The organism is Streptomyces sp. NPDC039465 (genome assembly GCF_055639315.1).
In genome coordinates, this window is record NZ_JBVKAP010000002.1 from 719,602 (window position 1) to 733,337 (window position 13,736).

A 13,736-nucleotide genomic window follows, 5' to 3' on the forward strand; every position below is an offset into this window, starting at 1 on the left:
ATTAACCGACCGGCGCGGAATGCGGCGCAAGCGACCGGGGGCATGTATGTCACATTGCACGAAGGTGACTGTGCCATCGCACGGTTGCCAGTGCCGCGACGACCGCCACGCTCGCGGCGAGTGCCAAAGTGCCGGAAAGGGACCAGGACACGACGGGTCCGGCAACCGCCGCCCCCAGGGCGAATCCGGTGATCTTCAGGCTGGCGCCGGTGGTGAAGATCTGGCCCCGCAGGTGTTCCGGGGCCTCCCGGTGGCGCACCGCGAACAAGGCGGCCAGTTGCGGCCCTTCACCGATCCCCAGGATGAGTACGGCCACGATGAGCACGGCCGGGTGACCCGACGTGGCCAGCGCCAGCGCGGCAGCCTGGATGAGAGCACTGGCCCGGATGATCGTGTCGGGGGCGACCGAGCGCGGGAAGCGGGCCAGTGCGGCGGTGGCCACCAGGGCGGAGATCGCCGCGCAGGAGAGCAGCACCGCGCCCCAGCCGGCTCCGCCCAGAACGCGCTCGCCCAGGAGCGGGATGCACGCCGTCAGCATGCCCTGGGCGACACAGGAGACGACCGAGGTGAAGGTCGCCCGGGCCAACGGCGGTCTTCCGACGATGACCCGCATTCCGGCAGCCAGGTCGCTGATCACCGAGGCTGCCCGAGCGCTCCGTGCCCCCTTGGGACGGGCGGGCAGCATCCACGCGGCGGGCAGGGCCACGGCGATGAGCGCCGCGGACACCACCACGGCCGTGGGGGCTCCCAGCGCCTCGGCCGCGACGCCTGCGAGAGCGGGACCGGCCAGGCTCGCCACGCCGAACGTCATGGCGTCGAGCGCGTTCGCGCGGGGCAGGCGGTCGCCGGGTGCCACATGGGGCAGTTGGGCCGTCCATCCGCCCGACAGGGCCGGCCCCAGCAGCCCTGTCGTCACAGCGATCGCGAGGGTGAGGGCGAACGGCAACCGGTCGAGGCCCACGAGAATCACGCCCAGGCCCGCCGCGTACAGCGCGACGGCCCCGGCCAGCAGGCGTCCCGGCCGTACCGCTCTGTCGAGGAGCGCCCCGAGCACCGGCCCTCCGACGGCGGCGGAGACCGTGATGCCCGCGAGCAGCGACGACGCGTCGGCGGTGGACCCGGCCAGGGCGAATCCTGCCAGCATCAGCGCCGGTCCTGACATCTCGTCACCAGCACGGGCTGCTACCGCTCCGGCGAGATAGGAGCCCATCGCGTAACGCTTCTTCATCAGCGGAACGTTACGAAGGTAACTCAAAACTCAGCAAGGTGCGTTACATTGCGCAGGTGTCCTCCCTCGACGACTGGTCCACCCGGCACTCCGTGCTGACGACGGCTCAGCGGACCGCCGCCCTGGTCAACGCTCTCGCCGAAGACCGCCCCGACCCGGCCGACGTCGCCGCCGTGCTCCGCGCATACGGCGAGGCGGACCCCATCGACCTCACCCCCCGCGAGGTCGCCGACATGCGGGCCGCCGCCGCCCTGTTGCGGCAGGTCTTCGCCGCCGAGGACGCCGACGGCGCCGCGGCCGCGCTCAACCGCCTCCTGCGGGAACACACCGGACCGCTCCGCCTGACCTCGCACGGCGGCGGCACCCCCTGGCATCCTCACCTCGACCGCGACGACGACGCCCCCTGGGACGAGTGGCTCCTCGCCTCGTCCTGCATGGCCCTGACAGTCCTCCTCTGGGACCGTCAACGCCCGCCCGGCAGGATCTGCGCCTCACCCAGCTGCCAGAACGTCTTCATCGCCCAGGGCAGCGGTCCGGAACGGCGCTACTGCTCACGTCGGTGCGCGACCCGTGAGCGGGTCGCGGCCCATCGACGCTCCCGCTCCGCCGAGCAGTCGGGCGAAACCACGTAGCCGCGGCCGGGCTGCCGCGCGGTCAGGCCGCGAAGGCCGCCCGGAACGCCCCCAGCGTGGTCTGCGCGGGCGTGCGGTCCAGGACCGCGAGGACGACCTTGTCGAAGTGGGCCGCGAAGCGGCCGTCGCCGGTGAGCAGGGTCCGGAAGGCGGCCGCCACGTCGGCCGGGTCGTTCTGGAAGACGCCGCAGCCCCAGGCGCCGAGGACCAGGCGGCGGTAGCCGCCGGTCACGGCCGTCTCCAGGACCCGTTCGGCCCGCGCGTCCAGGGCGGGCCGGATGCCGTCCGCCCGCTCCGGGGTGCGGCGGCGTATCACCCCGGCGTTGGGCGCGGGCGAGGTGAGGAAGCCGACGGTGTACGGGGAGGCCAGGAGGCGTCCCTTGTCGTCGCGGAAGACCGGGACGCCGGGCGAGAGGATGACCCGGTCGGAGTAGAACGGGTCCCGCTCGGCGCGGTGGTGGTCGTAGTACTCCGGGGCACGCAGCAGCGTGGCGTACAGCGCGGAGGACCGGCAGACGGCCTCCTCCTGGGCCTGCGCGCCGTTGAGGTAGCCGCCGCCGGGGTTGCGGGCGGAGGCGAAGTTCAGGGCGGCCACGGGGCCGGGAGCGGCCGAGGTGAGCCGCCGGGCGGCCTCGGTGGTGGATTCCGGGGTGACCTCGACGGTGGTCGTACGGTCGGTGTCGGGGGTGACCGGGAGCGGCTCGGGGCCGTACATCCGGGTCCCGGTCAGGGCGGTGTCCAGCGCGGCGCGCAGGTCCACATCCTGGCCGTCGGGGGTGGTGTAGCGGCCCGCCGCGACGATCTTCTCGGTCTCGTGGGCGATGGCGCGCAGTCGTGCACTCATACCCGTGATCATGGCGGCGCATTCCCGGTCGCCGCCATCGGATTTTCCCAGGTTTCCCAGGCCAGGGCGGTGTCACACCATGTGACCGATGGTGGCGGAGGGTGGTTTGGGGGCGCACTTGTGCGGGTGGCCGCTGTGGCCTTAGGTGGATTCAGCGCCTTCGACAGGAGGATCCGAATCATGTCGCCCAGCGATACCGACGAGGGCGGCCCGCCGCTCACCGAGGACGAGGCCGAGGATCTGCTGCGATGTATCTGCTTCAAGACGGGCCCGCCCCGCACGGTCGGTGTGGAGGTGGAATGGCTCGTCCACGAGCTGCGTGATCCGCGGCTCGCCGTTTCCGGCCGGCGCCTGGAGGAGGCCTTCGACGGCCTGCGCTCCGTACCGCTGCGCTCGGCCCTCACCTTCGAACCCGGCGGTCAGCTGGAGCTCAGCTCGCCGCCCGCCGCGTCCCTGATGGAGTGCGTGGACACCGTGTCGGCCGACCTCGCGGCCGTACGCACCGCACTGCGCCCGCGCGGTCTGGCCCTGGCCGGTCACGGCGTGGAGCCCTGGCAGGCGCCCCGCGGCCGACTGCTGCGCGAGCCGCGCTACGACGCCATGGAGGAGGCCCTGAACCGCAGCGGCCCCTCGGGCCGGGCCATGATGTGCGAATCCGCCTCCGTGCAGATATGCCTGGACGCCGGGCACGAGGAGCCGGGACCGCTCGGCTACGGGCGCCGCTGGCAGCTGGCGCATCTGCTGGGCGCCGTGCTGGTGGCGGCCTTCGCGAACTCGCCGGTGCACGGCGGGCGCCGCAGCGGCTGGCGGTCGATGCGGCAGGCGCTGTGGACCGACATCGACCCCGTGCGGGGCCTCGCGCCGCCACCCTTCGAGGAGCCGCGGGCCGCCTGGGCCGCCCATGTGCTGGACGCCCCCGTGATGTGTGTGCGGGCCTCCGAAGGGCCCTGGGAGGTGCCGGACGGGCTGACGTTCCGTGACTGGCTGCGCGGCGGGCGGCGCAAGCCCCCGACCGCCGCCGACCTCGCCTACCACTGCACCACGCTCTTCCCGCCCGTCCGGCCCCGCGGCCATCTGGAGCTGCGCATGATCGACGCCCAGCCGGGCGACGACGGCTGGATCGTGCCGCTGGCCGTGACCGCCGCGCTGTTCGAGGACCCGGCGGCCACGGAGAGTGTCTACCGGGCCGTCAAACCGCTGGTGGAGACGGCGGGTTCGCGGCCCGCCCCGCGCAACGCGCTGTGGGAGAGCGCCGCGCGGGACGCGCTGACCGATCCGGAGCTGCACGCGGCGGCCGTCACCGCGTTCGACCTCGCCCTGGAGGCGCTGCCCCGGCTCGGCGCGACGGACGCGGTCCTCACGCAGGTGGCCGCGTTCCACGAGCGTCATGTCGTGCCGGGCCTCTGCCCGGCCGACACCCCTCATCCGCCCGCACCCGGGAAGGACACCGGCTCATGACCGATCCGGAGAAGCTGCGGGGGCGGGCGCTCGACGCGCTGACCGCCGCCCGTGCCCGTACGGCGGTGCTCACCGACTGTGTCGACGACCGTGACCTGACCGCGCAGCACTCGCCGCTGATGTCGCCGCTGGTGTGGGACCTGGCCCATATCGGCAACCAGGAGGAGCAGTGGCTGTGGCGGGCGGTCGGCGGCCGGGACGCGCTGCGCCCCGAGATCGACTCCGTCTACGACGCGTTCGAGCACCCCCGCGCGCTGCGCCCCACGCTGCCGCTGCTCTCCCCCGCCGAGGCCCGTGCCTACGCCCTGGACGTACGCGGACGGGTCCTGGACATCCTGGACGGGGTGGAGCTGGAAGGGCGGCGGCTGACGGACGCGGCCTTCGCCTTCGGGATGATCGCCCAGCATGAACAGCAGCACGACGAGACGATGCTGATCACCCACCAGCTCCGCAGGGGCCCGGCCGCGCTGTCGGCGCCCGAACCGCCCGCCGCCCCCGACGTGTCGGGGCTGCCGGCCGAAGTACGGGTCCCCGGTGGCCCTTTCACCATGGGAACCTCCACCGAGCCGTGGGCGCTGGACAACGAACGCCCGGCCCACGCCCGGTTCGTACCGGCGTTCTTCATCGACACCGTGCCCGTCACCAACGGCGCGTACCTGCGCTTCATCGAAGACGGCGGGTACACGGAGCCGCGCTGGTGGGCGGCCGAGGGCTGGGAGCAGGTGCGGCGGCACTCCCTCACCGCGCCGCTGTTCTGGCGGCGGGAGGGCGGGCAGTGGCTGCGCCGCCGGTTCGGGGTGACCGAGCCCGTACCGGCCGACGAGCCGGTGCTGCACGTCAGTTGGTACGAGGCGGACGCCTACGCCCGCTGGGCGGGCCGACGGCTGCCGTCGGAGGCCGAGTGGGAGAAGGCGGCCCGGCACGATCCGGTCGCCGGGCGTTCGCTGCGCTACCCGTGGGGCGACGCGGACCCCACCGAGGAGCACGCCAACCTCGGGCAGCGGCATCTGCGGCCGGCGCCCGCGGGGGCGTATCCGGCCGGGGCGTCGCCGCTGGGGGTGCGCCAGCTGATCGGGGACGTGTGGGAGTGGACCTCCAGCGACTTCCTGCCGTACCCGGGGTTCGCGGCCTTCCCGTACCGCGAATACTCGGAGGTGTTCTTCGGCAGCGCGCACAAGGTGCTGCGCGGCGGGTCGTTCGCCGTCGACCCGGTGGCCTGCCGGGGCACGTTCCGCAACTGGGACCTGCCGGTGCGGCGGCAGATCTTCTCCGGTTTCCGTACCGCCCGTGACGCGGAGGATGTCTGATGTGCCGTCATCTAGCCTTTCTGGGGCCGCCGACGGCCCTGCGTGAGCTGCTGGTGGAGCCCGGGCACGCGCTGTACCGGCAGGCGTGGGAGCCGCGCCGGCAGGCGTCCGGTGTGGTGAACGCCGACGGATTCGGCGTGGGCTGGTACGCCGAGGGCGATCCGGTACCCGCCCGCTACCGCAGGGCCGGGCCGATCTGGGCCGACCTGTCCTTCACCGATCTGGCGCGGGTGGTGCGCAGCGGCGCGCTGCTGGCCGCCGTACGGGACGCGACGGAGCCCGGCGCGGACGGTGAGGCGGCGTCCGCGCCGTACACCGACGGGCCGTGGCTGTTCAGCCACAACGGCTCGGTCCACGGCTGGCCGCGGTCCATGGGCCCCCTGGCGAGCGGCCTGCCCCCGACGGAGCTGCTGTCGCTTGAGGCGCGCTGCGACTCCGCGCTCGTGTGGGCGCTGGTGCTGCGGCGGCTGCGCGACGGCGAGGAGGCGGGGCGGGCGCTGGCGGCGACGGTCCTGGAGGTCGCCGCGCTGGCGCCCGGGTCCCGGCTGAACCTGCTGCTCACCGACGGCCGGACGGTGACCGCCACCACCTGGGGCGACTCGCTGTGGTTCCTGGCCGGCCCGGGCGAGCGGGTGGTCGTCGCCTCGGAGCCGTACGACGAGGATCCGGGATGGCGGGAGGTCCCCCCGCTGAGCCTGCTGACGGCCACCCGTACCGATGTGTCCCTGCACCCGCTCAAGGAGATCGACGCGTGAGCCCGTTCCTGCTGACCCGCACCCTGCCGGAGGACGCCGTCGGCGCCGAGCTGCGCGCCGATGTGCTCCACGGGCTGACCCGCACCCCCAAGGAGCTGCCGCCCAAGTGGTTCTACGACGCGCGCGGCAGCGAGCTGTTCGAGGAGATCACCCGGCTGCCGGAGTACTACCCGACCCGCGCCGAGCGGGAGATCATCATCGCCCGTGCCCCGCTGGTCGCGGCGGCGACCGGGGCGCGGACGCTGGTGGAGCTCGGTTCGGGGTCGTCGGAGAAGACCCGGTTCCTGATCGACGCACTCCTGCCGGAGCTGGACAGCTATGTGCCGGTGGACGTGAGCGAGAGCGCGCTGCGCGGGGCCGCGGAGGTGCTGCTCGCCGAGCGGCCGGGGCTGCATGTGCACGCGCTGGTGGCCGACTTCACCCGTGGTCTTGTGCTGCCGGGGACGCCGGGGCCGCGGCTGGTGGCGTTCCTCGGCGGCACGATCGGCAATCTGCTGCCGTCGGAGCGGGCGGCGTTCCTCGGCTCCGTACGGGCCATGCTGACGCCGGGCGACGCGCTGCTGCTCGGCACGGACCTGGTCAAGGACGAGGCGGCGCTCGTCGCCGCCTACGACGACGCGGCCGGGGTGACGGCCGCGTTCAACAAGAACGTCCTGTCGGTCATCGACCGGGAGCTGGGCGCGGACTTCGATCCGGACGACTTCGCGCATGTGGCGGTGTGGGACGCGGAGCGGGAGTGGATCGAGATGCGGCTGCGGGCCCGCGGCGAGCTGACGGTGAAGATCCCGGAGCTGGATCTCGTGGTGCCGTTCGCGGCGGGTGAGGAGCTGCGGACGGAGGTGTCGGCGAAGTTCCGTCAGGACGGCGTACGGGCGGAGCTGGCGGCCGCCCAGCTGGAGCTGACGCACTGGTGGACGGATACGGCCGGGCGGTTCGCGCTGTCGCTGGCGACGGTCCGCTGAGGCCGCTGGTCCGGGCCGTCCCCGCCGATGGCGCGCTGGGCGGCCCGGGCCAGTGACCCGCGGTCGGGGTGGCGGCCGGGCGGGATCGGGGGCAGGATCCGGATCTCGGCGGTGATCGGGCCGGTGGCCGCGATCCGCCACAGCGAGGCGGTGAGCGGGTCGTCGCCCACGAACGCGGCGGGGCCGGTGGGCGTGTAGGAGATCCGTACGGGCTGGACGGCGGCGGACGCGTCGAGCGCGGCCTGGAACGTGGCGGGCCGGAAGCGGCCCTGTGCCCGGCCGCACCAGGTGGACCCCTCGGGGAAGACGATGACGCGGGCGCCGCCGGTGAGGGCGTCGGCGATCTGCCGGACGGTGTCGGGCAGGGCCCGCAGCCGGTCCCGGTCGAGGAAGAGGGTGCCGCCGAGGGCGGCGAGCGGGCCGAGCACGGGCCAGTGGCGGACCTCGGTCTTGGCGAGCATCCGGCCGGGCAGGACGGCGGCGACGAGCGGGATGTCGAGCCAGGAGATGTGGTTGGCGACCACCAGCACGGGCCCGCGGGTGGCCGGGGATACGCCGGTGACCCGGATCCGTACCCCGAAGGCGCGCAGGACCGAGCGCGCCCACAGCCGGGTGAGCCGGTGGCGCCCCGCGGCCGGCAGCAGGGCGGTCAGGGGTGCCAGGAGCACTCCGGCGAGGACGGCGGTGACGCCGGCGGCCAGCCGGGCGGCGGTGGCTCCCCGCCCCTTGGTCCCCTGGGGTGCGGCGCAGCCGGCGGGGGTACAGGGGGCGGTGGGCAGCCAGAGGCTCATGCGACGGGGGCGAGGGAGAGGAAGTGCCGCAGATAGCGCGGGTTGGTGCGGCGCAGGGAGAGCAGGACGTACAGATCGGCGACGCCGAAGTCGGGGTCGTGGGCGGGGGCTCCGCAGATCCAGGCGCCGAGGCGGAGGTAGCCGCGGAGCAGGGGCGGGAGATCGGTGCGGCCGGCGGGGCGGGTGATGCCCTCGGGGGACCAGAGTTTGTGCGGAGTGACCCAGTACTCCTCGGGCGCGAGGTGCTTCTCCTTGACGGTGTCCCAGGTGGCGGCGGCGAGCGCGCCTCCGTCGCCGAGCGGTATCGAGCAGCAGCCGGCGAGCCAGCTGTGGCCCGTGCTGGTCATGTAGCGGGCGAGGCCGGCCCAGATGAGGGCGATGACGGCGCCGTTGCGGTGGGCGGGGTGGACGCAGGAGCGGCCGACCTCGACGAGGTCGTCGCGGATGGGGGCGAGCCGGGTGAGGTCGAACTCGCTCTCGGAGTAGAGGCGTCCGGCGATCCGGGCCCGGTCGGGCGGCAGCACCCGGTAGGTGCCGACGATCTCGCCGGTGGCCTCCTCGCGGACCAGGAGGTGGTCGCAGTACGCGTCGAAGGCGTCGGAGTCGATGCCGGGTTCGGGTCCGTCGAGACGGGCGCCGAGCTCCCCCGCGAAGACCAGGTGACGCAGTCGCTGCGCCGCCCTGACCTCCTCCTGGTCACGGGCGAGGGAGACCGTGTAGCGGGGCAGGGCTTCGGTGGGTGGTGCGACGAGGGCGGCGGTCGGTGCGGACATGTCGGTCTCCTCCGGCGGACGGAAGGTCTGGAGGCCGGGACCGCGGGGTGGGCGGCCCGGCCTCCTTACTTCTTCCGTGACCGGCTGGATTCGACATGACGGCACGGCGGATCGTGGATGTGCGAACGCTGAATGCCGGGATTCCCGGACCCGGTGACGGGAAGGCCCGGGGCGGGTGGGGCGCGTACGGGTCGTCGGGCGGCGGGGCGCGACGGCGGCCCGGCGGCCGCGGCGGCGAGTCAGCGGCCGAGCGCCGCGGTGATCTTCTGGGAGGCGGCCTGGGCGGCGAGCTCGGGGTCCCGGCCCTGGAGCACGGCCGTCATGTACGGCTTGATCGGGTTGTCGGCCTCCACCTCGGCCCACTGCGGGGAGTTGGGGGTGGCCCGGCCCCGGGCGGCGCCCGCGGCCATCGCGGCGGTGGCCTCGTCGCCGCCGACCGCGGAGGCGAGGGAGGTCTTGTTGGGGACGTAGCTCATCGTACGGGCGAGGTCGGACTGCCACTTCTCGCCGGCCAGCGCCTTGACGACGTCGATCGCGGCGCCGCGGTCGGGCGCGTTCTCAGGGATGATCAGGTCGGAGCCGCCGGTGAAGACGGCGCAGGGCTTGCCGGCCTTCTTGCCGGGCACGGGGAAGAAGCCGATCTTCCCCTTGAGCTCGGGGTTCGCCTTGTGGATGAGGGCGGCGGCGCCGGGTGTGGAGATGATCTGGGCGACCTTGCCGGTGGCGAAGACGTCGGACTGCGGCGGGGTCTGCTCGTCGGCGTTCCTGGGTCCGGAGCCGAGCGCCTGGAGTTCCTTGTAGAACGCCATTCCCTTGAGGGCGGCCGGGCTGTCCAGCGCGCCGGTCCACTCTCCGCCCTTGTCGACGGCGAGGTCGCCGCCCTCGTCCCAGATGAAACCGGCGAGGGTGTACCAGTCCTGCCCGGCGAGATAGATGCCCTGGGTGCCGCCCGTGTTGAGCTTCTCGGTGTCCTTCAGCCACTGCGCGCGGGTCTTGGCGGGGGCGGTGATGCCGGCCTCGGCGTAGAGGTCCTTGCGGTAGATGACCACCCGGTTGGCCGCGTACCACGGGATGCCGTACTGGATGCCGTCGATGCTGCCGGGCTGGGCGAGTCCGGGCAGCCACTCCTCGCGGCCGAGGTCGCGTACGGACTCCAGCGTCAGGTCGAAGAGCCGCTGGGTCTCGGCGTACTGCGCGACCTGGGTGTTGCCGACCTCGATGACGTCGGGCCCGCCCCCGCCCTGGAGGGCGGCGGTGACCTTCTTACCGATGCCGGTCCACTCCTGGAAGGTGAACGTGAGCTTCACCGAGGGGTGCTGGTCCTCGTACTCCCGGGTGAACCGCTGGAGGAAGTCGTCGGTGACGCTGTCCTTCATCAGCCAGACGTCGACCGTACGGGTGGCGGTCCCGCCGCCCGGCATCAGTCCGCAGCCGCTGAGCGCGGCGGCGGACAGGAGCGCGAGGGCCGAGAGGGGCAAGCGGTTGTTCACGTGTGGGTCACCTTCTGCGTTTCAGCATGGGAGGACAGACCCGACGTGGGGGGCGAACGGTGCGTTCGCACGGGCTTGTGGCCTGGATTTTGGTATGGACCAACGGGAGGGTCAAGCCCCGGATCCAGCGGGATCTCCCGGATCGCGAACCGGGGCCGCGTGGGGCACGGTGGAGGGGACCAGATCAGAGAGGCGGACGGACATGTCCCATCACACCTACCGCGTCATCGAGATCGTGGGCACGTCCCACGAGGGCGTCGACCAGGCCATCCGCAACGGCATCGCCCGGGCCGCGCAGACCACCCGGGGCCTGGACTGGTTCGAGGTGACCGAGGTCCGCGGCCATCTGGCCGAAGGGAAGATCGAGCACTACCAGGTCGGCCTCAAGGTCGGCTTCCGCATCGAGGACAGCGAGTAGCGGGACAGCGACCAACGGGCGGGCCCGGTGCCCCTGAGAGCCGCCCGGTGCCCCTGAGGTCCGCCCGGGCCGGGCGTCAGGTGCGGCCCTCCTTCTCCTGGGCGTCGCGCAGTTCCTGGGAGGCGGCGCCCCAGCGGGCGCGTACGACCCTGAAGCCGGCCCGTTCGGCGGCGTCGCAGACCAGTTCGTCGTCGTCGACGAGCATGCGGATCTCCCGGTCCCGGGCGAGTCGGCGCAGGATCTCCATCTTGGTGTGCCGGGCGGGCCGCCGGTCGTGGTCGCGGCGCATGTGGATGCGGCCCTCGGGCAGGCCGTGGGCGGCCAGCCAGTCCACGGTGTCCCGGCGGCAGCGCTCCGGCCTGCCGGTCAGGTAGAGCACCTCGCACTCCTCCGCCGCGGCCAGGCACAGCGTCACTCCCCTGGGCAACGGCGGGTCCTCGGGCGCGGCGGCGAAGAAGGCGTCCCAGTCGCGTGGTGAGCGCTCCAGGTAGTGCTGGCGGTGCGCCGAGTTCGAGAGGGTTCCGTCCAGGTCGAATACGGCCAGTGGCCTGCTGTCGCGCGTCACGGCTCCAAGCCTAGGCAATGGGCGCCGCGGGAATCCTCGCGCGGTGTGGGCGTTGAACCCTGCGTGAGCACTCTCGGCGATTCGATCCGCATCTCCGTCCTGGACCGCTCCCGGATCCGGGCGGGCGAGGACGGCCCGCAGGCGCTGCGGGACACCGTCCGTCTCGCCCGGGAGCTGGAGGCATACGGCTACCACCGCTTCTGGGTCTCCGAGCACCACAGCGTGCCGGGGGTGGCGGGGTCCGCGCCGACGGTCCTCGCGGCGGCGGTCGCCGCGGCGACTTCCCGGATCCGGGTCGGTACGGGCGGGGTGATGCTGCCGAACCACCAACCGCTGGTGGTGGCCGAGCAGTTCGGTGTCCTTGAGGCACTGTTCCCGGGGCGGATCGACATGGGGCTCGGCCGCTCGGTGGGGTTCACGGACGGGATCCGGCGGGCGCTGGGCCGGGACAAGCGCGACGCGGGCGACTTCGCCGGGCAGCTGGCGGAGCTGCTGGGCTGGTTCACCGGCGAGCAGAGCGCCCATCGGCAGGTGCACGCCCGGCCGGCGGAGGGGCTGCGGGTGCCGCCGTTCGTGCTGGCCACCGGCGAGGGGGCAGCCGTCGCGGCCGCGGCGGGCCTGCCGCTGGTGATCGGCGACCTACGCGGCCGGGAGAAGCTGCTGGCGGCCGTCGGGCGCTACCGCGAGTTGTTCTCGCCGTCGGTGTGGGCGGCGGAGCCGTATGTGGTGGTGTCGGGCACGGTCGCGGTCGCCGAGAGCGAGGAGGAGGCGCGGCGGCTGCTGATGCCGGAGGCGTGGTCGCTGGCGTACTCGCGCACCCATGGTTCCTTCCCGCCGCTCGCGTCACCCGAGGAGATCGCGGGCCTGACGATGACGGCGAAGGAGCGGGAGCACTTCGAGGGCGGGTTGCGCGGCCATGTCCACGGCACCGAGGAGCAGGTGCGGGACGCGCTGGAGCGGGTGGTGAAGGAGACCGGGGCGCAGGAGCTCCTGGTGACGACCAGTACGTACGACCGGGCGGCGCTGCTCGACTCGTACCGCAGGCTCGCCCGGATCACCGGGCTGACCGGCGCGCACACCTAGACCGGCGGGCCCGGCCCCCACGAGCGGCGGGGGCCGGGCCAGGCCCTAGGCGGCCGTGTCGAAGGTGTAGTGCTTGGTGTGGTCGAGCATGTCGGCCGGGGTCACGTCGTTCCAGGGCCGCATGGTGTCGTTGAGGTCCACGACGTTCGGGGTGCCGGCGGCGGGCAGGTAGGCCGAGCCGGGGTGGCGGGCCTGCCAGTCGGCCCACAGCTTGTCGATGAACGCGTGGTGGAGCCAGAACACCGGGTCGTTCGGGGAGACACCGGTGGCCATCTGGCCGCCGACCCAGACGTGCACGCGGTTGTGCAGGTTGACACCGCGCCAGCCTTCCAGGTGGTTGCGGAAGCCCTCGGAGGAGCTGTTCCAGGGCGCCGTGTCGTACGTGGACATGGCGAGGACGGTGTCCACCTCGGCGCGGGTGGGCAGCTGGCGGCCGCCGGCGCCGAGGTCCCGGCGCAGGAAGTCCCGGCCGTCGACGCGGACGTTGACCGTCCAGCGGCTGGCGGAGCGGGCGAACGGGCCGTCCATGACCTGGCCGTCGCGGGTGCGGCCGGTGCCGCCGAGGAAGTCGGGCGCCCACAGGGAGGAGCGGGCGGTGCGGTCGACCGTCCAGTCCCAGTACGGCAGGGCGACGGCCGGGTCGACGGCCTGGAGGGCCTGTTCGAACTGTATGAGGAATCTGCGGTGCCAGGGCAGGAAGGAGGGCGAGCGGTGGCCGACCCGGTCACCGGTGTCGGTGTCCCCCATGATGAAGGCGTTGTGCGTGGTGACGAAGGTGTCGTACTGGCCGTTGCGCTTCAGCTCGAGGACGGCGTCGACGAAACGCTTCTTCTCGGCAGCGGTGAGCAGGGCCTGGTTCTTGCGTACGGTCATGGTGCGGACGGCTCCGGATCAGACGAGGGTGAGGGGGACGAGCGGGGCGCCCTGGAGTTCACGTACGGCCGCACGGGCCACGGCGCGCGGCGTGGCGAGGGGCTCGTAGTGGTTGATCACGCTGATCCACGTGCCGTCGGCGTTCCGCATGACGTGCAGTTCCTCGCCGTCGATGTGGACGGCGTAGCCGCCGCCGTGGTGGCCCCCGTGGTGGCCGCCGCCGTGCGACGGTCCGCCCTTGATGCGGCGCCCCTCGAAGACCTCGTCGAAGGCGGCCGGTCCGGCGGCCGCGGCCGGGGCGGCGCCCGGTGTGCGCACGGCACGGGCGGCGGCCGGCGCCGCGGCGGCGATGCCCGCGGCGGCCACCGCGGCGACGCCGAGCGCCTGACGACGGGTGATGGTGGACATGGAGAACCCCCCAGAGAAACACGGTGGTGATGGACGCGCCGGGGGCTGGTCGTGTCCCCCGGCGGAGCCATACCTACCTGGTCCGCCGTGAGCCGCGGAAATCTCCGGGGAGTGGTTGGCCGTGATGCGGACATGTCCCCATACATAGT

General features: G+C 73.3%; 15 protein-coding genes. 7 read left to right on the forward strand and 8 right to left on the reverse strand.

Features of this window, described 5'->3' with window-relative positions; genetic code table 11:
• Positions 1-49: 49 nt before the first annotated feature.
• Positions 50-1,228: an MFS transporter gene (locus tag ACZ7LT_RS09510; protein WP_471235408.1), complete on the reverse strand. Its 1,179-nt coding sequence runs from the start codon at positions 1,226-1,228 to the stop codon at positions 50-52.
• Between the two features lie 56 nt (positions 1,229-1,284).
• Here ACZ7LT_RS09510 and ACZ7LT_RS09515 point away from each other — a divergent pair, with 56 nt between their 5' ends.
• A complete protein-coding gene (locus ACZ7LT_RS09515) occupies positions 1,285-1,860 on the forward strand; it encodes a CGNR zinc finger domain-containing protein (protein WP_471235409.1) in 576 nt (191 codons plus the stop codon).
• A gap of 22 nt (positions 1,861-1,882) precedes the next feature.
• Here ACZ7LT_RS09515 and ACZ7LT_RS09520 read toward each other — a convergent pair whose 3' ends face one another.
• The gene (locus ACZ7LT_RS09520) at positions 1,883-2,704 is read right to left on the reverse strand and encodes a TIGR02452 family protein (RefSeq protein ID WP_471235410.1); all 822 of its coding nucleotides are present in this window, start codon (positions 2,702-2,704) and stop codon (positions 1,883-1,885) included.
• Between the two features lie 180 nt (positions 2,705-2,884).
• Between ACZ7LT_RS09520 and egtA the strand changes: the two genes are divergently transcribed.
• The 4 genes from egtA to egtD are packed head-to-tail and all read left to right on the forward strand — an operon-like array spanning position 2,885 to position 7,186.
• A complete protein-coding gene (egtA, locus tag ACZ7LT_RS09525; protein ID WP_471235411.1) occupies positions 2,885-4,162 on the forward strand; it encodes an ergothioneine biosynthesis glutamate--cysteine ligase EgtA in 1,278 nt (425 codons plus the stop codon).
• A complete protein-coding gene (gene egtB / locus ACZ7LT_RS09530; RefSeq protein WP_471235412.1) occupies positions 4,159-5,469 on the forward strand; it encodes an ergothioneine biosynthesis protein EgtB in 1,311 nt (436 codons plus the stop codon). Before egtA ends, egtB begins: the two co-directional genes overlap by 4 nt.
• Positions 5,469-6,224: an ergothioneine biosynthesis protein EgtC gene (gene egtC / locus ACZ7LT_RS09535; RefSeq protein ID WP_471235413.1), complete on the forward strand. Its 756-nt coding sequence runs from the start codon at positions 5,469-5,471 to the stop codon at positions 6,222-6,224. Before egtB ends, egtC begins: the two co-directional genes overlap by 1 nt.
• Positions 6,221-7,186: an L-histidine N(alpha)-methyltransferase gene (gene egtD, locus ACZ7LT_RS09540; RefSeq protein ID WP_471235414.1), complete on the forward strand. Its 966-nt coding sequence runs from the start codon at positions 6,221-6,223 to the stop codon at positions 7,184-7,186. The genes egtC and egtD overlap by 4 nt, the downstream gene beginning before the upstream one ends.
• Here egtD and ACZ7LT_RS09545 read toward each other — a convergent pair.
• The 3 genes from ACZ7LT_RS09545 to ACZ7LT_RS09555 form a co-directional block, all read right to left on the reverse strand.
• Entirely contained in the window at positions 7,081-7,977 is an 897-nt protein-coding gene (locus ACZ7LT_RS09545) for a lysophospholipid acyltransferase family protein (protein WP_471235415.1), read from the reverse strand. The genes egtD and ACZ7LT_RS09545 overlap by 106 nt on opposite strands.
• Positions 7,974-8,750 (reverse strand): GNAT family N-acetyltransferase, encoded by a 777-nt coding sequence (locus ACZ7LT_RS09550; RefSeq protein ID WP_471235416.1) that lies wholly within the window; start codon positions 8,748-8,750, stop codon positions 7,974-7,976. Before ACZ7LT_RS09550 ends, ACZ7LT_RS09545 begins: the two co-directional genes overlap by 4 nt.
• Before the next feature lie 239 nt (positions 8,751-8,989).
• On the reverse strand, positions 8,990-10,240 hold the full coding sequence (locus ACZ7LT_RS09555; protein WP_471235417.1) for an extracellular solute-binding protein: 1,251 nt from the start codon (positions 10,238-10,240) through the stop codon (positions 8,990-8,992).
• A gap of 202 nt (positions 10,241-10,442) precedes the next feature.
• Here ACZ7LT_RS09555 and ACZ7LT_RS09560 point away from each other — a divergent pair, with 202 nt between their 5' ends.
• Complete coding sequence (locus ACZ7LT_RS09560; RefSeq protein WP_471235418.1) at positions 10,443-10,658, forward strand: dodecin; 216 nt, start codon at positions 10,443-10,445, stop codon at positions 10,656-10,658.
• Positions 10,659-10,734: 76 nt separating this feature from the next.
• Here ACZ7LT_RS09560 and ACZ7LT_RS09565 read toward each other — a convergent pair whose 3' ends face one another.
• Positions 10,735-11,223 carry a phosphatase domain-containing protein gene (locus ACZ7LT_RS09565; protein ID WP_471235419.1) on the reverse strand — a complete coding sequence of 163 codons (489 nt, stop codon included), beginning with the start codon at positions 11,221-11,223 and terminating at the stop codon, positions 10,735-10,737.
• Between the two features lie 63 nt (positions 11,224-11,286).
• Between ACZ7LT_RS09565 and ACZ7LT_RS09570 the strand changes: the two genes are divergently transcribed.
• Positions 11,287-12,306, forward strand: coding sequence for an MsnO8 family LLM class oxidoreductase (locus tag ACZ7LT_RS09570; RefSeq protein ID WP_471235420.1), 1,020 nt, complete (start codon positions 11,287-11,289; stop codon positions 12,304-12,306).
• A 45-nt stretch (positions 12,307-12,351) separates the two neighbouring features.
• On the opposite strand, the gene melC2 is transcribed toward ACZ7LT_RS09570, so the two are convergent.
• Together melC2 and melC1 are read right to left on the reverse strand one after the other, a co-directional pair.
• Complete coding sequence (gene melC2, locus ACZ7LT_RS09575; protein ID WP_471235421.1) at positions 12,352-13,179, reverse strand: tyrosinase MelC2; 828 nt, start codon at positions 13,177-13,179, stop codon at positions 12,352-12,354.
• A gap of 18 nt (positions 13,180-13,197) precedes the next feature.
• On the reverse strand, positions 13,198-13,587 hold the full coding sequence (gene melC1 / locus ACZ7LT_RS09580) for an apotyrosinase chaperone MelC1 (RefSeq protein WP_471235422.1): 390 nt from the start codon (positions 13,585-13,587) through the stop codon (positions 13,198-13,200).
• Between the last annotated feature and the right edge of the window lie 149 nt (positions 13,588-13,736).

What these genes read in the sequence shown, in the direction of transcription:
- ACZ7LT_RS09510 (WP_471235408.1), bottom strand. Translation starts at nt 1,228, where the DNA reads ATGAAGAAGCGTTACGCGATGGGCTCCTATCTCGCCGGAGCGGTAGCA.
- ACZ7LT_RS09520 (WP_471235410.1), bottom strand. Translation starts at nt 2,704, where the DNA reads ATGAGTGCACGACTGCGCGCCATCGCCCACGAGACCGAGAAGATCGTC.
- egtA (WP_471235411.1), top strand. Translation starts at nt 2,885, where the DNA reads ATGTCGCCCAGCGATACCGACGAGGGCGGCCCGCCGCTCACCGAGGAC.
- egtB (WP_471235412.1), top strand. Translation starts at nt 4,159, where the DNA reads ATGACCGATCCGGAGAAGCTGCGGGGGCGGGCGCTCGACGCGCTGACC.
- egtC (WP_471235413.1), top strand. Translation starts at nt 5,469, where the DNA reads ATGTGCCGTCATCTAGCCTTTCTGGGGCCGCCGACGGCCCTGCGTGAG.
- ACZ7LT_RS09545 (WP_471235415.1), bottom strand. Translation starts at nt 7,977, where the DNA reads ATGAGCCTCTGGCTGCCCACCGCCCCCTGTACCCCCGCCGGCTGCGCC.
- ACZ7LT_RS09550 (WP_471235416.1), bottom strand. Translation starts at nt 8,750, where the DNA reads ATGTCCGCACCGACCGCCGCCCTCGTCGCACCACCCACCGAAGCCCTG.
- ACZ7LT_RS09560 (WP_471235418.1), top strand. Translation starts at nt 10,443, where the DNA reads ATGTCCCATCACACCTACCGCGTCATCGAGATCGTGGGCACGTCCCAC.
- melC2 (WP_471235421.1), bottom strand. Translation starts at nt 13,179, where the DNA reads ATGACCGTACGCAAGAACCAGGCCCTGCTCACCGCTGCCGAGAAGAAG.
- melC1 (WP_471235422.1), bottom strand. Translation starts at nt 13,587, where the DNA reads ATGTCCACCATCACCCGTCGTCAGGCGCTCGGCGTCGCCGCGGTGGCC.